The following is a 24,067-nucleotide window of genomic DNA, read 5'->3' as shown; positions in this document are numbered from 1 at the left end:
CAGGGCGGAACCATAAGCAGCCGTTACCGCAGCAATGGATATGTACTCCGTCAACAGCACCAAGAAGAGCGGTGTGTCAGCATTCAAGCCCCGCCAGATACCCCCACGGATAAACCCCCCGCTCATGCCCATCACTGAACACCAACTGAACCCCATACCCCTGGCCATTGACCGCAACCACCCGGATCCGCGGAACAACCTGCACCGTCATCCCCCGCAGGCGAAACGCCCGGCATTGCGAGCAAGGGCACTGACGGCGCAGTTCAGCGTGCCCCAGCCGCTGTTCGCGGCCATCGGGCCAGGCCAGGCGCAGTTGCCCTTTATCCTGGGAATTACCCAGCGCCAACGGACTCATTGCAACTGGCCCAAGGCAATGCGCACAGCCTTGCGCACTTCGGGGTCGCCATCGTCCTGGGCAGCCTGCAAGGCCACCACAGCATTTCGATCATTCAGCTCACCTAACGCCAGCGCCGCTTCCTTGCGCAAATTGCTGATGCGATGCCCCAGGGTTTCGATCAAGGCCGCCAGCGCCGGGACGTAGCGCAAGCGACCGAGACTGCGGGTGGCCCGCAGGCGCACCTGCCAATAATCATCGGCCAACGCTTCGATCAGGGCCGGGCCGGCCTCGGCGTGACCGACCTTGCCCAGCGTGGTGGCGGCCTCTTCGCGCACCGCCCAGGCGGGATCGCACAGGGCCTGGCGCAGGGCCGGCAGGACTTGCGCATCCGACGCCAGGCCAAGGGCACCGGTGGCCGCACGCCGCACCTCGGTGTCCGGATCATCGCTGGCGAGTCGCGCCAGGGCTGGCAGCGCGTCAAGGTGCTTGAGCCAGCCCAGCACGCCCACGGCCTCGCGACGCACGCCCGCATCGCTGTCGGCCAGGGCAGCGAGTGCGGCCGGCGCTGCATCGGCCAGGCGCAACTCACGCAAGGCCCGGAACGCCGCCACCCGCACGTTGACGTCCCCGTGGGCGACCCACGGCAGGATCACCTTCCCCGCCGCCTCGCTCTTGAGCAGGCTCAGGCTCTGCGCCGCAGCGGCCTGTACCGTCGCCGACGGATCGGTCAGGGCCTGGCACAGGGCCTCAACCACCGGTGCATCTTCCCAGGCTTCGAGCAAGCGCGCGGCTTCGGCCCGCACCTCGGCACCAGGGTCTTGAGCCAGGCGATCCATCAGCCACAGCAGGCCTTCGGGCTCTTCCAGGTCGGCCAGTTCGATCAAGGCGATGCGTCGCACGCCAGGGTCCTCGTCCGTCAGGCGCGGTTGCAGGGCGAGGATGTCATCGTTGTCGGTGTCTTCGAATAGAGAGGTCATAGGGCAAATCGCGGCAAGGAGGTTTCAGGGAGCCCGAGGGGATTGAGGCGCGGCAATTGCCGGCCTTCTTCATGGCGCAGCAACTCGAGGCAGTGACGTTTCAAGCGAGAAAACTCGGGACTGGTCACCAGTTCGGTGGTCCGTGGACGAGCAAAATCCAGGCGCAGGTCCTCGATGATCCGGCCGGGTCGTGGGCTCATCACCAACAGTCGATCGGCCAGGAACAGCGCTTCGTCGATGTCATGGGTGACGAACACCACGGTGGTGCGAATGCGCGTCCAGATGTCCAGCAGCAGTTCCTGCATGTTCAAGCGGGTCAAGGCATCCAACGCGCCAAACGGTTCGTCCATCAGCAACAGGCGTGGGCGGTTGACCAGTACCCGGGCGATCTCGACCCGTTGCTGCATGCCCCCCGAGAGCTGGTCCGGCCAGTGCCCGGAAAAGCCTTCCAGGCCCACCAGGGCAAGGATTTCATCGGCGGCCCGATGCCGCTCGGCCTTGCCCAGGCCACGCATTTTCAAGCCGAAGGCGACGTTGTCGCGCACGGTGCGCCACGGGAAAAGCGTGTGCTGCTGGAACACCATGCCGCGCTGGGGCGACGGACCGGACACCGCCGTCCCGTCGACATTCAACGTGCCGGTGCGCGGTTGCAGATGCCCCGCCAACGCGCCCAGCAATGTGGATTTCCCGCAACCGGACGGCCCCAGGACGCAGACGAATTGACCGGCCTCGATCTGGCAATCCAGGCCCTGCACGGCTTCGAACGCCTGGGCGCCCTGGCCCAGGACAATGGACAACTGACGGATATCGATCCGTCCTTCTGGCGCTTGCATCACGCTCATCAGGCTTTTCCTCGTGGTCGATGCCAGGGCGTGAACAGCCCGCCGAGGCGTTTGATCAACAGGCTGCTGCCCATGCCCAATACGCCGATCAGCAACATGCCGACCACGATGTCGGGGTAGTTCTGCACGGTGTAGGACGCCCAGGTGTAGTAGCCGATGCCGTACTGGCCGGCGATCATTTCCGCCGTCACCAGGCAGAACCAAGAGGTGCCCATGCCAATCGCCAGGCCGGTGATGATGCTCGGCGCGGCGCCCGGCAAAATCACTTCCTGCAGGATTGCCCGGCGTCCGGCCCCCAGGCTTTTCGCCGAAGCGATCAAGCGCCGGTCCACCCCTTCGACGCCGTGCACGGTGTTGAGCAGGATCGGAAACAGCGCACCGGTAAAAGTGATGAACACCATCGACAGTTCCGACGATGGAAACATCAGGATCGCCAAAGGAATCCAGGCCACCGCCGGGATCGGCCGCAGCACTTCCAGCGGCGGCAACAGCAGGTCTTCGGCCCATTTCGAGCGGCCGATGGCCAGCCCCAGCGCCACGCCAATTAACAACGCCGCGCCATAACCGGCGAAGACCCGGCCCAGGCTGCTGCCCAGGTGCCGGCCAAGGCTACCCGACTCCCCCAGGCCGAACGCAGCCTGGATTACCGCCAGAGGCGTCGGGACGTTGGCAAAGGTCACCAGGCCCAGGTCCCAGTGATGAGTGGCGGCGAGCTGCCAGAACAGCAGGCAGAGCACCAGGGAAGCGGCTCGCAGGAGCCAGCGAAAATAAGATCGGGACACAACTTTTTCCTCTGTGCGTACCCCTGTGGGAGCGAGCTTGCTCGCGATAGCGTCAGGTCAGTTGAAGTTCATGTGACTGACGTACCGCTATCGCGAGCAAGCTCGCTCCCACAGGTCATTGGCCAGGCTTATCGGGTAGCAACCGATTGGGCCGTGGCTTCACTGAAATCCAAAACCTTACCGCCCTGGGCCGTGGCAAATTGCTGGGCCTGGCCCTTCAACAGAAAGGCGCTGAGCTGGCCCTTGGCATCGCTGGCAAACCAAGCCTGCTCGGCCAGCAGCTTGATCCCGCTGTCACTGGCCTGGGCATAGACGGCGCGGATACCCTTGCCTTCCTGCTTGAGGCTCGCCAACGCGGCAAAGGCCGATTGCGCCGAGGCGTAATGGCGGACTTTCGGCTCGCCTCGCACCCAGATCTCGGCCACGCGCCGCAAATCGGTGATCGCCTGGCCCGTCGCGGCATCAGTAGTTCTCAGCGGTGTCTGGGCGTAATCCGCCAGTTGCGCGTTGTAATCCAGGTGCGAGGCCTTGAACGCGGCACGGATGTACTGGTCATCAATGAAAGTGTTGAGATCCAGGCCGCGATCAGCTTTTTTCAGCAGCTTGAGGGTGTCGATGGCAGTGCCGACGGCTTGCCGGTATTCCGGCTTCCAGGTCAGGTCGCGGGTCTGCACGCCCAACGGGCCGTGGAACAGGTAATTGACCTCGGCATCCACCCCGGTGACCTGGGCGATCAGCTCGCTGTATTTCTCAGGCTCAGCGGCCAGCAACTGGTTGGCCTCGATGCTCGCTCGCAGGTAGGCGACGACGATTTCCGGGTACCTGCGGGCATAGGCCTGATCCACCAGCGCGCCATGGAACGTCGGCGCGCCGGCCTGGGCGCCGTCGTAGATCTTGCGGGCAAACCCACGGCTGGGGAACAACTCGGCGAACGGCACGAAGTCGGCATGGGCGTCGATCTTGCCCGCTTGCAGCGCCGAGCCGGCCACCTCCGGCGGTTGGGCGATGATGTTCACGTCCTTGAGCGGGTCCCAGCCCTGGGCCGCGACGGCGCGCAGCAACATACCGTGAGCGGTGGAAGCGAACGGCACGGAAATGGTCTTGCCCTTGAGCTCGGCCAGGGACTGCACACCCGAGGCGCTGGGCACCACGATGCCGTTGCCGCTGCCCTGGGTGCTGCCCGACAGCACACTGATGAACAGGCTGTGCTTGCCGGCGGCTTCAAACGCCACGCCGTTGAACGAGCCGGGGAAATCGGCCATGGCGCCGAAGTCGAGTTTGCCGGCGACCATCTCGTTGGTCAGCGGTGCGCCGCTGGTGAAGTTCTTCCACTGCACATCATATTGGGCGTTCTTGTAGGCGCCGTCATGGGGCAGGTATTTGTCCAGCAGGCCCAACTCACGAATCAACAACCCGCCGGCGGCGCAGTTGATGGTGGTGTCCTGGGTGCCGATGGCGATACGGATGGTTTCTGCCTGGGCAGGCAAGGTCAATGAAGCCAGTACCAGACCGGCGAATGCTGCACGCAACAACATGGGTGTGTCCCCTCGAATCATTATTGGGAGGTTCGTCTCCGCCACGATCAGGGCGTGGTGGGAAACGAGGGGTGTCTTCTGGATCGGGCGTCCGGGGGTGGCCGGATGGCTTTTGGGTGTCAGGTCTGACGCTATCGCGAGCAAGCTCGCTCCCACAGGTTTGTGGGTGTAACGATAACCGCGACTCGACTCGATCCACTGTGGGAGCGAGTCTGCTCGCGATGAGCGGTGTCTCGGTCAACGCAACAAGTAAGGAATCTCCACCTTCACCGCCCCCGTCGGGCAGTCCTTTTCACAGGGCATGCAGTACCAGCATTCATCGAACGTCATGTAGGCTTTCTGGGTCGCCGGGTTGATTGCCAGCAGGTCCATGGGGCAGACGTCGACGCAGACGGTGCAGCCTTTGTCGGCGATGCATTTGTCCTCGTCCACCGTGACCGGGGCGTTGGAGCGAAAGAATATTTCCTGGGGTTGATAGGCCATGGGCGTTCTCTCTGGATGGACGGTTCACGCCGCGTCGGCACCGACCCGCAGCCGGTCGTAGGCCTGCAGTTCGTCGGCATCGAGGGCGATGATGTAGGGCTCGACGGCTTTCTTGAATGAGGTCATCGCGCCGTCATCGCCTTTCTTCAGGTGGCAATGGCAGAACCACTCGCTGTCGTTGCGTTGCGGATGGTCGACCCGATAGTGGTACAGCCCCCAACGGCTTTCGGCGCGGAACAGCGAGGCACGGGCGGCCATTTCGGCGCAGTCGCGGATCACGCTGACTTCCATGGCGCGCATCAACTCATGGGCGTTGTGAGCCTTGATCTGATCCAGGTCGCGCTGGATATCGTCGAAGCGTTGCAGGCCGATCTGCATCTTCCTGGTGACCTTCGGCGGCTGCAGGTAATCGTTGACGAAACGGCGCAGCTTGTATTCCACCTGGGCCGGCGGCAGGCCGTGCTCACGCTCCAGCGGCGCAAAGACTCGGTTCCGTTCCCGTTCGATCTGCCCGGCATCCAGCGTCGAAAAATCCTTCCCGGCGACAAAGTCCGCCGCGTTGTTGCCAGCGAACCAGCCATAGGTGAACGCCCCGAGCATGTAGTTGTGCGGCACCGCCGCCATGTCGCCGGCCGAGTACAAGCCCTTGACCGAGGTTTCCGCCCGCTCGTTGACCCACACCCCCGACGCCGAATGGCCGCTGCAGAAGCCGATCTCGGAGATGTGCATTTCCACCATCTGCGTGCGGTAGTCGGTACCGCGATTGGCGTGGAATTGGCCGCGACTGGGGCGCTCGTTGCTGTGCAGGATTTGCTCGATGTTCTGGATGGTTTCCTCGGCCAGGTGATCGAGTTTGAGGAACACCGGGCCGTTGCCGCCTTCGAGCTCCTGGTGGAACTCCCACATCATCTGCCCGCTCCAGTAGTCGCATTCGATGAAGCGCTCGCCCTTGTTGTTGGCGGTGTAGCCGCCCAACGGGCCGGTGACATAGGCGCAGGCCGGGCCGTTGTAATCCTTGATCAACGGGTTGATCTGGAAGCACTCCAGGTTCGCCAGCTCGGCGCCGGCGTGGTAAGCCATGGCATAGCCATCGCCGGCATTGGTGGGGTTCTCGTAAGTGCCCATCAGGTAGCCGGAGGCCGGCAAACCCAAGCGCCCCGCGGCGCCGCAGCAGAGGATCACGGCCTTGGCCTTGATCACCTGGAAATCGGCGGTGCGGCAGTCGAAGCCCATCACCCCGTTCACCGCGCCCCCTTCGTCGGTCAGCAATCGGGTGCAGACCAGCCGGTTGGTGATGCTCACCCGCGCTCGCTTCAACTGGCGATACAAGACCTTCTTGATGTCGTGCCCTTCCGGCATCGGCAGCACGTAGGCGCCCATGTGATGGACTTTTTTCACTGCGTAGTCGCCGGTCTCGTCCTTCTCGAACTTCACACCCCAGCGGTCCAATTGCTCAATGGTTTCGAAACTGTGGGTGGCGTAGGCGTACACCGCCGCCTGATTGACGATGCCGTCGTTGGCGATGGTGATTTCCTTGGTGTACTGCTCGGCGGTCGAGTGGCCGGGGATGATGGCGTTGTTCAAGCCGTCCATGCCCATGCTGATGGCGCCGCTGCGCTTGACGTTGGCCTTGTCCACCAGCAGCACGCGCAAATCACGGTTGCGCTCCTTGGCCTTGATCGCCGCCATGGGCCCGGCGGTGCCGCCGCCAATGACCACAATGTCGTACTCCTGCTCCAGCGTCGTTCGGGTCATGCGTGCGTCCCTTTCTGTCGGTCGATTCGCAAGCGGTACTGGAAGGCATCGCCGCGGTAGTAAAGGTGTTCGAAGTCCAGCGGCTGGCCGCTGGCGTCATGGGTCAGGCGTTCGATGCGCATGATCGGCGAGCCCGCCTCGACCTCCAGCGCCTGGACCAGGTCGCTGTCGGCCAGCACCGCATCGATTGCCAGGTCGGCGTGGCCCAGGGTCAAGTCACAGTCGTTTTCCAGGATCAGGAAAATGTCCCGGGTCACCAGGTCGGCTTTTTCCAGTCGCTCGCCGAGGGCCTTGGGCAGGTAGGTGATTTCCAGGGAAATCGGCTCGCGATTGATCAGCCGCACCCGCTTGATCTGCGCCACGGTTTCCCCTTCGGCGACGTTCAGGCGTTCGGCCACCCGCTTGTCAGCGGCGATGAATTTGAAACTGTGCAGGCGGTTGATCACCTCGAAGCCACGTCCGGTCATGGATTCGGCCAAGCCCTGAAGCGTGCTGACGTTCTGGAACGTCTTGGGCTTGGCGACGAACGTGCCCTTGCCGTGGATCTTGAATATCAGCCCTTCCTTTTGCAGATCGCCCAGGGCCTGGCGCACGGTGATACGGCTGACGCGAAACAGCGCGCCCAACTCGCTTTCCGAAGGCATCTGGCTGCCCTGGGGGTATTCGCCATCGAGAATGCGAGCCCGCAGCACGTCTCGCAGTTGGGTGTGCAGCGGCACGCTGCTGAGGGAAAGAATGTTGTCAGACATGACGCCTTATCACTTGTCATAACGAGTTATGACGTGATCTTAGGAAACCCGCCCCAGGCCTGAGAAATACCGTTTGGACATATCCTTAGAGCCGCGCCTCGACGCCCTCATTACGAAACGCACTGGGGCTCATGCCGGTCCAGCGCCGGAACGCCCGGCGAAAGCTGCGCACATCGCTGTAGCCGACTTCTTCGGTAATGCGTTCGATGGACAGCTCGGGGTTGGCCAGCAGATTGAGGGTCCGGCCACGGCGCACCTGTTCCAGCAAGGCCTCGAAGGTCAGGTTGTGTTCGGTCAGGCGCCGGCGCAGGGTGCGACTGCTCATGTTGAGGTCGGCGGCGATTTTCTCGATGTGGCTGCCACGGGTCAGGTCCCGGGCAATCGCCCGTTCCACAGCCTGAATCAGGTCGATCTTCTGGTGAACCTCGACCGCCTCCTGCTCCAGCAGGGCCAAGGCCTGGCGCAGGGCCAGGGGGTGGTGATTGGGCAGGCGCACGTCCAGCCAGCGGACATCGATCAGCATGCGGTTGTGCCGGCAGCCAAAGCGCACGTCCGGCCCGAGTATCCGCTGGTACTCCTGGGCATAGGACGGCGCGGCATGCATGAACTCCACCGCCTGGGGTTTGAATTCGGGGCCCGCCAGAGCCCGGCCATAGACCATCAGGCTGGCGAAGAACTCTTCCACGGCGAACACCTGAACCTCGGCAAAAGGCAGGCGGCAGGTAGCCTCGACCATGATCCGGTCAGTGGCTTGCTCGACACTGGTCACGGCGATGCCACCGGTGGTGTGCTGATAGCGAACCCCGAGGGCGAAGGCATCGCGCAGGGTTTCGCAGAGCGACAAGACATGCCCCAGCAGGCCCAGGGTGCCAAGGACGTTGCGATCGCCGACCCACAGCCCCAGCCCGCGATCGGGCAACAGCTTGAGCGCCCGCTGAATCATGATCACCGCCTGGCGGTAGGAAATCCGCTGGGCAGGATCCTGCAGGTCCTCAAGGCCGAATCCCAGGCCACGACACAAGCTGGCGGCATCGAAGCCTTTGTCCTTCACCACCTCGGCCAATGTCTGCAACAAGAACGGCGATACCAGCGCCAGTTCATAGGTGGGGTCGATGACTTTCATTTGCATGGCGGGTCCCGGAGCACGTTAGGTGGCGTTTTTGTAACCGGTTGTTTCATGAACGTTAGCATGCGCCAATGCAATGGGGGACACAAAATCTGGCCGCCCAAGTCCCCTGCGTGGCCGCCAATACCCTGCCCTGGTGGCGGCGAACGGCTTATTTCTATGGCTCGGACTTTCGGTGTATCGCCAACAATAATAATGAGCCCCCACATGAACCCGATCCGCACGACACTCGCCTTGCAACTGACCCTGGGCCTGGCTTTGAGCCATGCGCTACCGGCTCTCGCCACTGAATCCGGCGTGGACAACATCGGCCCCGGCACCGACGGTTTCTTCGTGTTGCCGCTGGAGGTCGACAGCCTTCCGGACAACATGGTCGCCTTCAACCTCTACTACAACCATTACAAGGCGCGCAAATTCAACATCAGCTCGCTGGGCGGGGAACTGCCGAATGTGGAAATCGAATCCACGGCAGTGGTGCCGCGCATCGACTACCTGAGCCCGTTGCGGGTGGCCGGTGGCCGAGTAGGGATTTACATCGCCCAGCCCTGGATCAAGCAGGAAGTCTCGGTGTTCGGCCTGCATGACACCCGCGAGGGCATGGGCGACACCACGATCTCGCCGATTGTGCTCTGGGACATGGGCAAGAACCTGACCCTGGCCGCCGCCGTGGAAATCACCGTACCGACTGGCGAATACGACGCGGATCGCCTGGCCAACACCAGCAACAATTTCTACACCTACAAGCCGCTGTTCTCCTTCACCTGGCTGCCCTCGGAGAGGACCGAGGTGTCGATGAAAAGCACCTACAGTTTCAACCACGAGAACAAGGACACCGATTACCGCTCGGGGCAGATTTTCCACTTCGATTATTCGGCCAGTTACCGACTGACCGACAACCTGCGCCTGGGTCTCAACGGCTACTACCTCAAGCAGACCACCGACGACAAACAGCACGGCCGCACCGTGCAGTTCGCCGGGCAGGATGTGGACGACGGCGTACGCGGCCAGGTCTTCGCCATTGGCCCGGCGCTGCACCTGACCTTTCTCAAATACGCCAGCGCCGAGATCCGCTGGGCCAAGGAATTCGACGTGGAAAACCGCCCGGAAGGCGAGATGCTCTGGGCCAAGATCAGTATTCCGTTTGCGTTCTAAAGCCCGACCAAACACCCGTGGCGAGGGAGCTTGCTCCCGCTCGGCCGGTCCGACGCCTCGGGCGCAGCCGTCGTGAAATCTGCCAACCGTTTATTCCAGATACACGGTGTCGTGTGGTTTTGGGGCTGCTGCGCAGCCCAGCGGGAGCAAGCTCCCTCGCCACGGGTTTTGCGTACGGCGCGGCTGAATCAGCTATAAACCGGCCAGCGCTCGACAATCCTGCCCGCACGCACCGCCAGCAGATCACCAAACTGCAGCAACACCGACTCAGTCTGGGTCGGCCGCAGGAACACCTGGTCCTCCAGCCCCAGCCCCACAGCTTCGGAGCCGTTGACCATTTCCTGGTTGGAACTGCGGCCATAAAGGTTGTTGCTCTTCAAGCCGGGTGGGGATTCGAAGTCGGCCATCCAGTTGCCGCCATAGATGAAAAACGTGGCGCGCTGGTTCACGTCCCACCAGGACAGGATCCGTGACTTTTCGTCCAACGCCGGGATATTCACCGCGCCGGTGCGCTTGAGTACCGGCGTGGCGATGTACGCTGCCGGCACGTGTTCGCTCAGCGACGGTAGGTCGTAGTGGCTGGGCTTGAGCATGGCCGTGCCCACCGAGACTTCGGTGCTGAGGTTTTCCTGTTCATGCAGGCGATAACTGGGGCTACCGGCGGTGTTGAGCGTCAGGCTCGGATGCCACAGGTCGGGATAGCGCACGCGCAGGAAGTCGACCCGGGCGTTATAGATCGCCATGACTCGCGCCAACAAAGTTTGCGGTGTCGCCAACAACTCGGGCACGCCCATGCCCACGAACGGGTCGTAGCCCATGAACCCGGCAAACTCCAACTGAGCCGGATGAGCACGGATCAATTTGAGCATTGCGTCCAGGGCCGCCTCATCGGCCACCCCGCCGCGGTGCAGGCCCACGTCCAGTTCGATATTGACTCGCAGACGCGTGCCCAGCCCCAGGGCCAGGGCGCGGTATTGCTCCAGCCGTTCGGGCGTATCCAACAACCATTGCAATTGCCGTGACGGATCGAACGGCCCCTTGTGCTGCTGATAAAACAGCTCGGCGGAACGCACCGGCAGCGGTTTGCCGAGCAGAATATCGGCCTTGGGGAACTGCACCGCGTCGTGGTTGAGAAACGGCTGATGGAATGACATCAGTCGCCCCGTCTCCGCCCGCTGGCCGATGTAGTCGAGCAACCTGGGCGACGGCAGTGATTTTTCCACCAGTCGCAGTTGCTTGCCGCCGCGCCGGACCGACGCCTTGACCACATCGATGTTGTGATCGAGGCGATCCAGGTCCACCAGCATCACCGGACGCATCGGCCCGTTGGCCTTGAGTTCGCGGTTCAGCTGGCTGAAGTATTCAGTGTACGACCCGCCCCGATCCTGCGGTCGCAGCCAGGCACCGACGCCGGCCAGCACCACCCCGGTGCCCAGCGCGCCCTTGAGAAAACCGCGGCGATTGAAGCCCATCAGCTCACCCCCAGAATCGATGAAAGATGCCCGTTGAGGAACTTGCCGGTGGGGTCCAGCGCCTGGCGCACCTGGGCGAACTCGTTCCAGCGCGGGTACAAGGCCTGGAGCGCCTTGGCGTTGAGGCTATGCAATTTGCCCCAATGGGGACGGCCCTGGTATTTCCAGAAGATCGGCTCGACGGCGGCAAAAAAGTTGTGATGATCCATCTGGTAATGCTGGTGCACCGAGATCGAGCAACTGTCCCGCCCTTCGAACATGCTCAGGGCAATGTCGTCGGCCTTCACATAGCGGTATTCGATGGGAAACCAGGTGCGCAGGTCCTTGTCGCGGATCAGCGCGAGAATTTCGCGCAGGCACGCCGGGCCCTGTTCGGCCGGCACCGAATACTCCATCTCGTTGAAGCGCACAGTGCGGGCGTTGGCATAGATGTCGTGAGAGTCACCGACCCGGTCATCGAAATCGGCCACCAGTCGCATGCTGTTGAGCAACATCCGCCGGGTCGCCGGAAAGTCGCTGCCGTACTTATCGAGCTTCTCGATCAAGGTAACGAACTCGTTGCCGCCCTCCTCCTCGGGGCTGATGGGCGGCGTGGCCGGGTCGGTGGTTTCGTTCAGGGCAATCGACAACGCATAGTCGGAGTGAGTCACCACCTGCATTTCCCAGTGTTGGTTATCGCGGGTGTTGGTTTGCACCTCCTCCAGCAGCTCTTCGGTCTTCGCCACCCATTGCCGCTCACGCAAGCGGTAGGCCGGGCGATTCTGCAGGCGCACCCGGGTCACCAAGCCCAGGGCACCCAGGGACACCCGGGCGGCCCTGAAGACTTCGGGATGACGCTGGGCATCGCAATCGAGCACCTCGCCACTGGCCGTCACCAGCTGCAGGCCAACCACTTGGGAAGCGTAGGAGCCGAACGCCTTGCCGGTGCCATGGGTGGACGTGGCAATGGCGCCGGCCAGGGTCTGGTAATCGACATCGGCCATGTTCGGCAGCGCTTGGCCGATTGCCTTGAGTGCCGGTCCCATGCGGGACATTGGCGTACCGCCACCGAACTCGGCTTGCAGGCTGGCGACGTCGTGATCCAGCAGACCGCTGAAAAAACTCAGCGACAACAAGGTTCCGTCAGTGGGCACCAACGCGCTGAAGGAATGCCCGGAGCCCACTGGCCGAATCCGCCCCTCGGCGCGGCGCACCACCTGCACCAGTTCATCCAGATCCTTCGGCGCCAGGCGTGCCGCCGGCAGGCAGCTTTGCCCGCCGGACCAGTTGCGCCAGGGGATCAGGCGCGGCGCGCGCATGAGGTCGGCCAGCGCGCTGTGGCTATCCAGGGCCGCGAAGGCCGCGACAACGCCAGCCTGCTGGAGCAAGCGGCGGCGTGAGTAATCCATCGTCATGCCATAGTCCCCCGGATGGTCATTGGAAATGCTCGCCGGACATGAACGCGATCAGCGCCAGGAACTGCTCTTCGGAACAATGCATGCACAGGCCCATCGGCGGCATACCGTTGTAGCCGTTGATCGCGTGGTCCAGCAGGGTCTCGGCGCCCTGGGCCACCCGCGGCGCCCAGGCGTTGGTGTCGCCGGTCAGCGGCGCACCGGCGGCCGGGTTGGCATGGCAGAGTTTGCAACTGCTGTCGTAGACCTCAGCCAGCGCCGCGTCGGCGGGCATGGCCGTGAACACCGTCGGCGCGGGGGCCTTGGCCTCTTCACCACAGCCGCTGAGCAAGACGCCGAGCAGCACGATGGAGACCGTGCGAAACCAGGTTGGATGGGTGAATACCGGCATGGGTCCCTCTTGGCGGCGCTCAAGGCGCGGCCTTCTTGTTGTGGGTCGGACAGTTCCCACGTTAAGGCACGCCGGCGTGGCGGCTGAGGGCATTGGGGGCCAGAAAAGGGGGCTTGGGCGGCCAGGACCTACACACCGCACATCCTGTGGCGAGGGAGCTTGCTCCCGCTCGGCTGCGAAGCAGACGCCGTCCGGTCTGTGGATGATGGTTATTGGGGCTGCTGCGCAGCCCAGCGGGAGCGAGCTCCCTCGCCACAGGGGATCAGCTCTGGTCCAAAAGGTGGCGCGGCTAGGGCAACAATACCCCCTGCTCCCGCTCGCACAACTGCACCACATAATCCCACAACACCCGCAACCGCACGGACTTGTGTAATTCGCGGCGGGTGCTGATCCAGTAGCTGCGGCGGATGGTTTCGTCCGGCAGCAAGGGCACCAGCGTCGGGTCGCCGCCGGCCATGAAACAAGGCAACACAGCAATGCCCAGGCCTGAGCGGGCGGCCTGTTGCTGGGCGATCACGCTGGTGCTGTGGAACACCACCCGAGGCTTGCGGCAAAAGCTGTTGAGGAACATCAGTTCCTGGCTGAACAGCAAGTCATCGACGTAGCCGATCCAGGCATGGCGGGCCAGATCCTCGCGGCTGCGCAACGGCGGTGAGCGGTCCAGATAGGCCTGGCTGGCGTACAGCGCCAGGCTGTAGTCGGTGAGCTTGCGGGTCACCAGCAGATCGGCCGCCGGGCGTTCGAGGTGGATGCTGATTTCCGCTTCGCGGTTGAGGATGCTGACAAAGCGCGGCACTGCCACCAACTCCACTTCCAGTCCCGGATAACGCTGGAACAACCCATCCATGCGGCTGGCGAGGAACATGATGCCCAACCCCTCGGTGACGCCCAGGCGGATCTTGCCCAGGGGCGCGCTGGACTGCGTGATGTCTTCCTGGGCCAGCAACGCCACGTTTTCCATGGCCTCGGCATGCTTGAGCAGCCTTTCACCGGCCGGGGTCAGTTCATAGCCCTGGGCATGCTGGACAAACAATGCGGTACCCAGGCTCGTTTCAATGGCCTCGATGTGCCGGGCCACTGTGGCATGTGTCGTGTTCAAGCGCCGGGCAGCAGTCAGCAGGCGGCCGCTGCGTTGCAGTTCGAGAAAATAACGCAGGTCATTCCAGTCGAACATCGGGCGTTCCTTGAGCAGCGCTGTTTATAAACACACAGCCGTTGCGCAAAAACTAACATTCTTTTAACGAAAACTAACAACTAGGATGTTCCGACAAGAACAAAAAATGAGGTCGCGAATGCAACCTGTCGTCGATGAATACGATTACGTGATCGTGGGCGCCGGCCCTGCCGGGTGCCTGCTGGCGAACCGGCTTTCGGCCGACCCGCAACAGCGGGTGTTGCTGCTCGAAGCCGGTGGGCGCGATAACTATCCGTGGATTCACATCCCGGTCGGCTACCTGTTCTGCATCGGCAACCCACGCACCGACTGGTGCTTCAAGACCCAGGCGCAACCCGGCCTGCAAGGGCGCGCTCTGAGTTACCCGCGCGGCAAGGTGCTGGGCGGCTGCTCCTCTATCAACGGCATGATCTACATGCGCGGCCAGGCGGCCGATTACGACGGCTGGGCCGCGCAGGGCAATCCAGGCTGGAGCTGGAAGGACGTGTTGCCGTTGTTTCGCCAGAGCGAAAACCATTTCGCCGGGGAGTCGGAACTCCACGGTGCCGCCGGCGAATGGCGGGTCGAACGCCAACGCCTGTCCTGGCCGATTCTCGATGCGTTCCGCGACGCCGCCGAGCAGAGCGGCATCCCCAACGTCGACGATTTCAACGGCGGTGACAACGAGGGCTGCGGCTACTTCCAGGTCAACCAGAGGGCCGGCGTGCGCTGGAATGCCGCCAAAGCCTTTCTCAAACCGATTCGCCAGCGTGCCAACCTCACGGTGCTGACCGAAGTCGAGGTCGACCGGGTGTTGTTGCGCGACGACCGGGCCCACGCCGTCAGCGCCCGCTGGCAAGGCAAAGGCATGACCTTCAAGGCCCGCAAGGAAATCGTCCTGTGCGCTGGCGCCGTTGGCTCGCCCGGCATCCTCCAGCGCTCGGGGATCGGCCCCCGTGGTCTGCTGCAACGCTTGGGGATAGGCGTGACGCATGAACTGCCGGGCGTGGGCGGCAACCTGCAGGATCACCTGCAACTGCGGCTGATCTATCAATTGGAAAATGCCCGCACCCTGAACCAGATCGCCGGCACCCTGTGGGGCAAGATGGGCATGGGTTTGCGCTACCTTTACGACCGCAGCGGCCCACTGTCCATGGCCCCCAGCCAACTGGGCGCGTTTGCCCGCTCGGGTCCGGAACAGACTTCGGCCAACCTCGAATACCACGTGCAACCGTTGTCCCTGGAGCGTTTCGGCGAGCCGTTGCACAGCTTCCCGGCGTTCACCGCGTCGGTCTGCGATTTACGCCCGCAAAGCCGTGGACGGGTGGACATCGGCTCGGCCGACCCGCAGACAGCGCCAGTGATCCAGCCCAATTACCTGAGCCATCCCGAGGATCTGCGGGTCGCCGCCGATGCGATCCGCCTGACGCGCCGGATCGTTGCGTCCCCGGCACTGAGCCGTTTCAAACCGGTGGAGTACCTGCCGGGAGCGAGCCTGCAAACCGAGGAAGAGCTGCACCAGGCCGCAGGCCGCATCGGCACGACCATCTTCCACCCGGTCGGTACCTGCCGCATGGGCCAGGATCGCGACGCCGTGGTGGATGCGCAACTGCGCGTGCACGGCATCAAGGGCCTGCGCATCGCCGACGCCTCGATCATGCCGAACATCACCTCGGGCAACACCTGCTCGCCGACGCTGATGATTGCCGAAAAGGCAGCGCAGATGATGCGCGAGCCACAGACCCGGAGCGCCGCCATCGAAAAGGAAACCGCCTCAGTCTAAAGAACCACATTATCCCCTGTGGGAGCGAGCCTGCTCGCGATAGCGCCGGCACATCCAGCATCCAGGGTGACAGACAGACCGCTATCGCGAGCAGGCTCGCTCCCACAGGGCCTGCATGAATTCAAGGAATGCAACACGCAACAAACGCCCACACCGGCGTCGACAGTGGAACAACAAAAACAATCACTGTGAGGGATACCGCTATGTCGGAACATGTTCAGCCCCTGGAAGCCACGCTCAGCGCCGGCACCAGCCGGGACACCCAGAAAGTCATCTTCGCCTCGTCCCTGGGGACGGTCTTCGAGTGGTATGACTTTTTCCTCTACGGCGCCCTCGCGGCGGTCATCAGCAAGCAGTTCTTCGCCGGGGTCAACGACACCACGGCGTTCATCTTCGCCCTGATGGCGTTCGCCGCCGGCTTCATCGTGCGACCGTTCGGCGCGCTGGTGTTCGGCCGGTTGGGGGACATGATCGGGCGCAAGTACACCTTCCTCGCGACCATCGTGCTGATGGGTCTGGCGACGTTCTGCGTCGGCCTGCTGCCCAACTACGCCAGCATCGGCATCGCGGCGCCGATCATCCTGGTGGTACTGCGCATGCTCCAGGGCCTGGCCCTGGGCGGCGAGTATGGCGGCGCGGCGACCTACGTCGCCGAACACGCGCCGATGGGCAAGCGCGGTTTCCACACCAGCTGGATTCAATCGACCGCCACCCTCGGGCTGCTGCTTTCGCTGCTGGTGGTCCTGGGCTGCCGTTACTTCACCGGCGATCAGTTCGAAGTCTGGGGTTGGCGCATTCCGTTCCTGCTGTCGATCCTGCTGCTGGGTATCTCCACCTGGATTCGCCTGAGCCTGCACGAATCGCCGGCCTTCCTGAAAATGAAAGAAGACGGCAAATGCTGCAAGGCGCCAATCCGTGAATCGTTCGGCCAATGGGAAAACCTCAAGGTGGTGCTGATCGCGCTGTTCAGCATCAATGCCGGGCAAGCCGTGACCTTCTATGCCGCGCAGTTCTACGTGCTGTTTTTCCTCACCCAATTCCTGAAAATGGACCCCGCCCTGGCCAACAGCCTGCTGATCGTCAGCGTGGTGATCGGCGCACCGTTCTTCATCTTCTTCGGCTGGCTGTCGGACAAGGTCGGGCGCAAGCCGGTGCTGATGATCGGCCTGCTGTTGGCGACTGCGTTGTATTTCCCGATCTTCAAGACGCTGGCCCACTATGCCAACCCGGCCATCGACCTGGCGAGCCGACAGGCACCGATCACCGTGACCGCCGACCCGGCCACCTGCACCTTCCAGTTCGACCCGGTGGGTAAAGCGCGTTTCGACAGCCCCTGCGACAAGGTCAAGACGTTTCTGGTCAAGCAAGGCCTGCCCTACAACAGCGTCGCGGCGCCGGCCGGCAGCAATGTTCAAGTCAGCATCGGCGACGTGAAAATCGACGGTTACGACGAAGCCGCCCTGCGCGGCGCCGTGACCTTGGCAGGCTACCCGCAACAGGCCGATGCCCAGCAGATCAACCGGCCGATGATCGTGGTCCTGATCGTGGCGCTGATCATCATCTCCGCGATGTGCTATGGCCCGCTGGCGGCGTTGATGGTCGAACTGTTCCCGACCCGGATCCGCTACACCTCCATGTCCCTGCCCTATCACATCGGCAACGGCTGGTTTGGCGGCTTCTTGCCTACGGTGTCCTTCGCCCTGGTGGTTTATACCGGGGACATTTTCTATGGGCTGTGGTACCCGGTGGTGATTACCGGGGTGAGCCTGGTGGTGGGGATGCTGTGCTTGCGCGAAACCCGCAATGTGGATTTGGACAAGAACTGAAGACCTGCACCCTGTGGCGAGGGAGCTTGCTCCCGCTTGAGTGCGCAGCGCTCACAAAAAAAGCGGGCCGCTACGCCCGAGGCGTCGGACCGTCCCAGCGGGAGCAAGCTCCCTCGCCACAATAGGTTCGCTCGTCGCAGGGGTATTCATCAATGCACCTGCCGGTTCTTCACCGTGCTCTCCACCAGGTCGAGCATCTGCCCCAGCGCCCATGGCTTGGCGATAAACGAGGCGTGGTGCTTGATCCCGGCGCTTTCCGGCGTTTCGTAGCCGGACATGATCAGCAAGGGGATCTGCGGCCAGCGGTCCCCGGTCAGATTGGCCAGGTCCGCGCCGTCCATGTTGCCCGGCATGGTGATATCGGTGAGCAGCAAATCCACATAGTCGGCGCTCTGCTCAAGAAAGGTCAGCGCCGAGTCGGCGCTTTCCCGAGGTTCGACGACAAACCCCTCGTCCTCCAGGATCTCGCACAGGAACTCCAGGATGGTCGGATCGTCTTCCACAACTAGAATCAAACGGGTGGACGCCTGTCCGTTGCCCTTCGGCATCAAATTCATGAAAGTGACTCTCCTTGACTCATTAACTTTGCGGTTTCAGCCGCTCTGCAAGTTATGAGCGACGCCTCTGCAAGAAATTCAGTCTGCGTGAAAATACCCCGCCGAACGTCATCCCAGCAGGGTCTGGCAACGCTTTGTCTGTATATCCATACAGATAAAGCTTGCTCCCGGGACGATCCCTGACCATGCTACCGCCCCATGAAATCTGTTCAGGAAGAGGCGTCATGCGGCTGTACCTGTGTGAAAAACCGTCCCAGGCCAAGGACATCGCTGCCGTGCTCGGCGCCACGCGCCGTGGCGACGGTTGCTGGCTGGGGGCGAACGTCACAGTGACCTGGTGCATCGGCCACTTGCTGGAAACCGCTCCGCCCGACGCCTACGACGCGCGTTACAAACGCTGGGTATTGGCCGACCTGCCCATCGTCCCGGCGCAATGGAAAATGACCGTCAAGCCCAAGACCGCCAGCCAGTACAAGGCGGTCAAGCGCCTGCTGGGCGAGGCCAGGGAACTGGTGATCGCCACCGACGCCGACCGTGAAGGCGAGATGATCGCCCGCGAGTTGGTGGAGCATTGCCGCTATCGGGGACCGATCCAGCGGCTCTGGCTGTCGGCCCTGGACGAAGCGTCGATCCGCAAAGCCCTGGCGGCGCTCAAGCCGGGGGCGGAAACGTTCAACCTGTACCACTCCGCCCTGGGCCGCTCCCGGGCCGACTGGCTGATCGGCATGAATATGAGCCGCCTGTTCACGCTGCTCGGGCGCCAGTCAGGTTATCAAGGCGTGCTGCCGGTGGGTCGCGTGCAGACACCGACGTTACGCCTGGTGGTGGATCGCGACCGCAGCATCGCCGATTTCGTGCCGGTGGCCTATTGGGCCATCGACGTGCAGCTCAGTCACGACGGCACCGCGTTCACCGCCCAGTGGCGCGCCGACCCGGATGCCTGTGACGACCAGGAGCGTTGCCTGAACCAGGCTTTGGCGCGGGAAGCTGCCCAAGCCATGGGCAACGCCGGCAGTGCCCGGACCCTGAAAGTACGCACCGAGCGCCTGCGCGAAGTCGCGCCGTTGCCGTTCGACCTGGGCACTCTGCAGGAGGTCTGCTCGAAAAAGCTCGGCCTCGGCGCCCAGGAGACCCTCGACATCGCGCAATCGCTCTACGAAACCTACAAGCTGATCACCTACCCGCGCAGCGATTGTGGCTTCCTGCCTATGAGCCAACACAGTGAAGCGCCGGCCATTATCTCTGCCCTCACCCAGGCCGACCCGAGCCTCGCGCCACTACGCGACCATCTACAACCGCAGCGCAAATCCCGAGCCTGGAACGATGCCAAGGTCAGCGCCCACCACGGGATCATCCCCACGGCGGCGGCCAGGAACCTCGACAAACTCGCCGGCAAGCAGCGCGCTGTCTACACGCTGATCCGCGCACGCTACCTGGCGCAATTCCTGCCCGACCACGAGTACGACCGGACCCAGGCCGACTTCGACTGTGCCGGCCAGGCGTTGCGTGCAGTGGGCAAGCAAATCGTCGAGCCCGGTTGGAAACGCGCCCTGCCCGAAGCCCTGATGCCGGCCCGAGGCCGTGAAGCCCCCGCGCCACAGACGCTCCCGGCACTGACCGAGGGCCTGGACTGCACGGTCGACGAGGTGAAGCCCAAGGATCTATGGACGCAGCCGCCCAAGCCGTTCACCGAAGGTGATTTGATCAAGGCAATGAAAAACGTTGCCAGACTGGTGGAGGACCCGCTGCTCAAGCAAAAGCTCAAGGAGACCACCGGCATCGGCACCGAAGCGACCCGGGCGTCGATCATCCAGGGCCTGCTCGATCGCGGTTACCTGGTGAGAAACGGCAAGGCGCTGTCCGCCACTGCGGCGGCCTTCAGCCTGATCGACGCCGTGCCCCGGGCCATCGCGGACCCAGGCACCACGGCCATCTGGGAGCAGGCCCTGGACATGGTGCAAAGCGGCGAAATGAGCCTGGAAGAATTCGTCACCCGGCAAGCTGCCTGGATGAGCAAGCACATCGCCCGTTGCCAAGGCATGAGCCTGACCATCACCGGCCCCGCCAGCCCTGCGGGCCGTGGCGCAACGCCCTGGAAAAACAAACGCAAGCCGACCAAGCGCAAAGCCGGTGGCGCACCGCGCAAGGCGACAAAAGCCAAGGCAACCTGAGCGATCTCACCTGGTGTCCGGACCAGACAGGCTCCCGTGGCGAGGGAGCTTGCTCCCGCTGGGCTGCGCAGCAGCCCCTGCTCCAAGCCACATCAAGACCCGAACATGCAGATTCATCAGGGCCGCTCCGCGGCCGAGCGGGAGCAAGCTCCCTCGCCACAGTGATCGGCTGAAGATGGGTTTTCATACCCAAACCGTTTTGTCCGACAATATGTAGTGACCAAAAATAATCACTACAAAACCGTTGACGCCTCCGATTTGCCCTTGCATGATGCAGACGTCTCCCCGATCGGGAGTACAGGTAACCGTTTGAGCAAGCTCGTCTGACCGCCGAGCTGTTTTTTGGATAAGGGACTGCCCACAAGGCAGATTGAAGGTGCTGACCTGGCCTGACCGTCCGGTAACAACGACGAGAAACGTCGGCGAAGATCCTCATGACGCAGGTGGTCGACCCTCGGACGTTGACGCTGGCTGAAAGAATCTTCGCTGTTTCTCATCGTTGTCGCGCGTTTGCGTAGCAACCCTTCGATAACACTACACAACCGATGCACGCGCCCGCCGAAGTTTGACGGACAGCTGCTGACGACCTGGTTTCGGTACCAGGTGGGTACTTACCCAATAGCGAAGTTTTTGCGAACCACCAGACAGATCAACCAAATGGTCAAGGGGCTTACACATGAATCTGAATAATCAACCATCTATTGATGAACTGGCTCGCATGTTCGCAGCGCACAAGGACACTCTCGACAGCCATATCCTGTGGATCAGCAAGACCGGCCAGGTTCATATGGATTGCCTGTCGCCCTTCACCCATGAAGAAGAGTTCGACAAGAACACTCAAGACCTGTGTGCCCGGCTGAAGATGTACCGCCGCGGCCAGGGCTACGTGGGCAAGAAGGCTGCGGCCGACAAAGATTTCATCGGGCGCGTGTTGCAAACGCTGACCCAGGCCTGGCAATCGTTGCAAGGCACTTCGCAAGTGCAGGTCATCGACCGCTTCTGCTGATTGCACATGAATGAAAAAAGGGCCCGTTCCTCAACCAGGAACGGGCCCTTTTCATTCAAGCAAAGCGGTCTAGAACACTGACCAGCCGATCCGCTGGCTGAGCAGCTCCAGGGCCGCCATCCCTGCCAGGGAGTTACCCGCCGCGTTGAGCTCAGGCGACCAGACGCACACCGTGAACTGCCCCGGCACCACCGCGACAATCCCTCCCCCTACTCCACTCTTGCCGGGCAGGCCGACCCGATAGGCGAAATTGCCCGCCTCATCGTACAGCCCGCTGGTGGCCATGATGGAGTTGACCTGCTGGGTTTGCCGGGCACTGAGGATCTGTTCGCCGCTGTGCTTGCAGAACCCGTCGTTTGCCAGGAAGCAGAAAGCCCGGGCCAGGTCGATGCAGTTCATGCGCAAGGCGCAGTGGCTGAAATAGCTGCGCAGTACCGCTTCGACGTCATTGTGAAAGTTGCCGAACGACTGCATCAGGTAAGCCATCGCCGCGTTTCGGGCGCGGTGCTGGTATTCCGACTCGGCGACCTTGCCATCGACCATCACCTGGGGATTACCCGACAGGCGCCGCACAAAATCGCGCATGGACAACGCCGGCGCAGCGAAGCGCGACTGATTGATATCGCAGATCACCAGGGCACCGGCATTGATGAACGGATTGCGCGGCCGGCCGCGTTCGAACTCCAGCTGCACCAGGGAATTGAACGGCTGGCCGGACGGTTCATGGCCGAGGCGCTCCCAAATAGCTTCGCCGGAATGCTCGATGGCCTGCACCAGGCTGAACACCTTGGAAATACTCTGCACCGAAAACGGTGTTTCGGCGTCACCTGCGCAATACATTTCGCCGTCGTTGCTATACACGGCAATGCCCAACTGGTTGGGCGACACGGTGCCCAGGGCCGGAATGTAATCGGCCACCTTGCCCTGGCCGATCAGGGGGCGAACCGCATCGAGAATCTCGTTCAACAGTGCTTGCATAGGTGCGGGGGTCCAGTCATTCCCCGTTCGAGTGCGGGGATACAGACGCTAGACGCTGGAGGACGCAGTCAAAGCACACTGAATTGAATCGACACTCATTTGTGGTGAAAGAGCTTGTTGTGGCGAGGGAGCTTGCTCCCGCTCGGTTGCGCAGCAACCGCAAAAGCTTAAGGTCTGCTTCGCAGCCCAGCGGGAGCAAGCTCCCTCGCCACAGGGGGTCTGTGTACATCGTGAGTCTTGCGCAAATCCAACGGTCTATAGTTCAAAGGATGAGCCTGCAGGAGTACACGATGCGTCAGATCATGCAGAAAGAGCCCTGGTGGGCTTCGCCACCCCGGCCCGGGCAGGACGAAAGCGAGTTGGAATGGGGCTGGCTGGTGATCTACAGCGAAGGCGAGCCACGCTTCGAATTCATCAAGGAACGCCCGTCGGACGAGCAGATCCGCCAGCGCAAGGGCTGCCGTGTGACCCTCGCAGCGGATTGAGCGAGCGTTTCACGGCTCGATGTCCGGCAACACCACCGTTCGGTTGGCCAGCTCCGTCTCCACCAGATTGCCTTCGATCTCGTCGTCCAGGTAGTACACCGGCGCCATCACCCCGCTGAGAGGATGCTTGAGAGACTTGAACCAGGCCTCGTCGAACGCGGCGCTCAGGCTCTTGCGGATCTGGGCTTCCATTTCCGGCCGCTCGCCTTCGTGGATGATCGCGCGGATCCCGGCCACACCCACGGAAATCACTGCCCCTGCCACCTTGCCGGCCACGGCCGCCGCGGCACCGGTTGCGCCTCGCGTGGCGAACTGCGCCTGGATCTTCTCGCTGGTGTCTTGCGCGACCTTGGCGATCACCGCCTCCGACGGGCCTGCGCCGGTGGGGGCGGCTTTGTTGACGTGGTCGATCAACGCGGCGTAGGCCGGCAAGGTATCGAGCGGTTGGGTGTGAGCCACTTCATACAAGGACGCATTGCGCGCTGCCGGCGGACCGAGGTTGATCGCAGCAATGCCATGCAGGCGGCGACTCATCAGCTCGGTCGGTATCCCATGGCGTTGAGCAATCACCTGGACCTGCTGGTCGAGCAGGCGCAGGTAATATTGCGTCGCGCTGGCCCTGATCGCCTCGGGATCAATCTCGAGCGCCACGGGCGCCAGGACCTTGTCGCGATATTGCTCCTGCAGATAAACCGCCAGGCGCCTGGCCGAGGTGTCCGCTTCGCCTTCGGCACTGGCGGAATACCAGCCGACCTTCATCGCCAGCCATTCCTGGGTCCAATAGCTGCTGAACCAAGGGATAAATTCGGCCTCGGTGCGCTCGTACACCAATACCCGCCAATGCTCCATCGACCCGCGAGCATAGACGCCGGCTTGTTCGAGAGCATTTTTCGAGGCAGCGATGATCTGCCGGTCGACCTGCCGCCAGGTTTCCTGGGGAATCGCCAGCGTAGCGCCCGACTGGCCGCGCGGCGTCGTGGCGCACCCCGCCAGAACGATCAACACCGCCAGCACCAGCGAACGCAGCACGATTGCACCACCCCGGGTTCAGCTCATCCACCAGGTTGAGTATAGGTGCTGCAAAAGCATCACTTCCCACAGGGGATCCGGGGT

At 62.7% G+C, this 24,067-nt stretch carries 22 protein-coding genes; 6 read left to right on the top strand and 16 right to left on the bottom strand.

Features of this window, described 5'->3' with window-relative positions:
• Positions 1-76 precede the first annotated feature (76 nt).
• The 9 genes from ACLEJR_RS21365 to ACLEJR_RS21325 form a co-directional block, all read right to left on the bottom strand.
• Complete coding sequence (locus ACLEJR_RS21365) at positions 77-355, bottom strand: DUF971 domain-containing protein (RefSeq protein ID WP_440816269.1); 279 nt, start codon at positions 353-355, stop codon at positions 77-79.
• Entirely contained in the window at positions 352-1,314 is a 963-nt protein-coding gene (locus tag ACLEJR_RS21360) for a HEAT repeat domain-containing protein (protein ID WP_440816267.1), read from the bottom strand. Before ACLEJR_RS21360 ends, ACLEJR_RS21365 begins: the two co-directional genes overlap by 4 nt.
• Positions 1,311-2,156 (bottom strand): ABC transporter ATP-binding protein, encoded by an 846-nt coding sequence (locus ACLEJR_RS21355; protein WP_440816264.1) that lies wholly within the window; start codon positions 2,154-2,156, stop codon positions 1,311-1,313. Before ACLEJR_RS21355 ends, ACLEJR_RS21360 begins: the two co-directional genes overlap by 4 nt.
• Positions 2,156-2,938, bottom strand: coding sequence for an ABC transporter permease (locus tag ACLEJR_RS21350; protein ID WP_440798351.1), 783 nt, complete (start codon positions 2,936-2,938; stop codon positions 2,156-2,158). Before ACLEJR_RS21350 ends, ACLEJR_RS21355 begins: the two co-directional genes overlap by 1 nt.
• Positions 2,939-3,066: 128 nt before the next feature.
• Positions 3,067-4,473 (bottom strand): ABC transporter substrate-binding protein, encoded by a 1,407-nt coding sequence (locus ACLEJR_RS21345; RefSeq protein WP_440816261.1) that lies wholly within the window; start codon positions 4,471-4,473, stop codon positions 3,067-3,069.
• 237 nt (positions 4,474-4,710) lie between these two features.
• Positions 4,711-4,956: a 4Fe-4S dicluster domain-containing protein gene (locus ACLEJR_RS21340; protein ID WP_440816258.1), complete on the bottom strand. Its 246-nt coding sequence runs from the start codon at positions 4,954-4,956 to the stop codon at positions 4,711-4,713.
• Positions 4,957-4,980: 24 nt separating this feature from the next.
• Positions 4,981-6,711 (bottom strand): fumarate reductase/succinate dehydrogenase flavoprotein subunit, encoded by a 1,731-nt coding sequence (locus ACLEJR_RS21335; protein WP_440816255.1) that lies wholly within the window; start codon positions 6,709-6,711, stop codon positions 4,981-4,983.
• On the bottom strand, positions 6,708-7,460 hold the full coding sequence (locus tag ACLEJR_RS21330) for a GntR family transcriptional regulator (protein ID WP_440798345.1): 753 nt from the start codon (positions 7,458-7,460) through the stop codon (positions 6,708-6,710). Before ACLEJR_RS21330 ends, ACLEJR_RS21335 begins: the two co-directional genes overlap by 4 nt.
• 85 nt (positions 7,461-7,545) lie before the next feature.
• Positions 7,546-8,589: an AraC family transcriptional regulator gene (locus ACLEJR_RS21325; RefSeq protein WP_440816252.1), complete on the bottom strand. Its 1,044-nt coding sequence runs from the start codon at positions 8,587-8,589 to the stop codon at positions 7,546-7,548.
• A gap of 204 nt (positions 8,590-8,793) precedes the next feature.
• Between ACLEJR_RS21325 and ACLEJR_RS21320 the strand changes: the two genes are divergently transcribed.
• Complete coding sequence (locus tag ACLEJR_RS21320; RefSeq protein WP_440798341.1) at positions 8,794-9,738, top strand: SphA family protein; 945 nt, start codon at positions 8,794-8,796, stop codon at positions 9,736-9,738.
• A gap of 188 nt (positions 9,739-9,926) precedes the next feature.
• Here the strand turns inward: ACLEJR_RS21320 and ACLEJR_RS21315 are convergent, their stop codons facing one another.
• The 4 genes from ACLEJR_RS21315 to ACLEJR_RS21300 form a co-directional block, all read right to left on the bottom strand.
• Positions 9,927-11,210: a DSD1 family PLP-dependent enzyme gene (locus ACLEJR_RS21315; RefSeq protein WP_440816249.1), complete on the bottom strand. Its 1,284-nt coding sequence runs from the start codon at positions 11,208-11,210 to the stop codon at positions 9,927-9,929.
• The gene (locus ACLEJR_RS21310; protein WP_440816282.1) at positions 11,210-12,508 is read right to left on the bottom strand and encodes a D-arabinono-1,4-lactone oxidase; all 1,299 of its coding nucleotides are present in this window, start codon (positions 12,506-12,508) and stop codon (positions 11,210-11,212) included. Before ACLEJR_RS21310 ends, ACLEJR_RS21315 begins: the two co-directional genes overlap by 1 nt.
• Before the next feature lie 115 nt (positions 12,509-12,623).
• A complete protein-coding gene (locus ACLEJR_RS21305) occupies positions 12,624-12,995 on the bottom strand; it encodes a c-type cytochrome (RefSeq protein WP_440816247.1) in 372 nt (123 codons plus the stop codon).
• A 289-nt stretch (positions 12,996-13,284) separates the two neighbouring features.
• Positions 13,285-14,169, bottom strand: a complete 885-nt coding sequence (locus tag ACLEJR_RS21300) for a LysR family transcriptional regulator (protein WP_440798335.1) — start codon at positions 14,167-14,169, stop codon at positions 13,285-13,287.
• Positions 14,170-14,287: 118 nt separating this feature from the next.
• On the opposite strand from ACLEJR_RS21300, the gene ACLEJR_RS21295 reads away from it, so the two are divergent.
• Together ACLEJR_RS21295 and ACLEJR_RS21290 are read left to right on the top strand one after the other, a co-directional pair.
• A complete protein-coding gene (locus ACLEJR_RS21295) occupies positions 14,288-15,931 on the top strand; it encodes a GMC family oxidoreductase (RefSeq protein WP_440816245.1) in 1,644 nt (547 codons plus the stop codon).
• Positions 15,932-16,134: 203 nt separating this feature from the next.
• Entirely contained in the window at positions 16,135-17,757 is a 1,623-nt protein-coding gene (locus ACLEJR_RS21290; RefSeq protein ID WP_440816242.1) for an MFS transporter, read from the top strand.
• Between the two features lie 149 nt (positions 17,758-17,906).
• Here ACLEJR_RS21290 and ACLEJR_RS21285 read toward each other — a convergent pair whose 3' ends face one another.
• The gene (locus ACLEJR_RS21285; RefSeq protein WP_440798329.1) at positions 17,907-18,314 is read right to left on the bottom strand and encodes a response regulator; all 408 of its coding nucleotides are present in this window, start codon (positions 18,312-18,314) and stop codon (positions 17,907-17,909) included.
• Between the two features lie 224 nt (positions 18,315-18,538).
• Here ACLEJR_RS21285 and ACLEJR_RS21280 point away from each other — a divergent pair, with 224 nt between their 5' ends.
• Both ACLEJR_RS21280 and ACLEJR_RS21275 read left to right on the top strand, forming a co-directional pair.
• Positions 18,539-20,485 (top strand): DNA topoisomerase III, encoded by a 1,947-nt coding sequence (locus ACLEJR_RS21280; RefSeq protein ID WP_440816239.1) that lies wholly within the window; start codon positions 18,539-18,541, stop codon positions 20,483-20,485.
• 676 nt (positions 20,486-21,161) lie between these two features.
• Positions 21,162-21,491 (top strand): hypothetical protein, encoded by a 330-nt coding sequence (locus ACLEJR_RS21275; RefSeq protein WP_440798325.1) that lies wholly within the window; start codon positions 21,162-21,164, stop codon positions 21,489-21,491.
• Positions 21,492-21,560: 69 nt separating this feature from the next.
• On the opposite strand, the gene glsB is transcribed toward ACLEJR_RS21275, so the two are convergent.
• Complete coding sequence (gene glsB, locus ACLEJR_RS21270) at positions 21,561-22,469, bottom strand: glutaminase B (RefSeq protein WP_245138265.1); 909 nt, start codon at positions 22,467-22,469, stop codon at positions 21,561-21,563.
• A 290-nt stretch (positions 22,470-22,759) separates the two neighbouring features.
• Between glsB and ACLEJR_RS21265 the strand changes: the two genes are divergently transcribed.
• Positions 22,760-22,954, top strand: a complete 195-nt coding sequence (locus tag ACLEJR_RS21265) for a hypothetical protein (RefSeq protein WP_440798322.1) — start codon at positions 22,760-22,762, stop codon at positions 22,952-22,954.
• A 9-nt stretch (positions 22,955-22,963) separates the two neighbouring features.
• On the opposite strand, the gene ACLEJR_RS21260 is transcribed toward ACLEJR_RS21265, so the two are convergent.
• Entirely contained in the window at positions 22,964-23,983 is a 1,020-nt protein-coding gene (locus ACLEJR_RS21260) for a hypothetical protein (protein ID WP_440816235.1), read from the bottom strand.
• Positions 23,984-24,067: the final 84 nt, after the last annotated feature.

This window comes from Pseudomonas sp. SMN5 (assembly GCF_052041925.1).
Classification (GTDB): domain Bacteria; phylum Pseudomonadota; class Gammaproteobacteria; order Pseudomonadales; family Pseudomonadaceae; genus Aquipseudomonas.
Note: the sequence above shows the minus strand (reverse complement) of the source record. Positions and strands in the feature narration are given on the sequence as shown.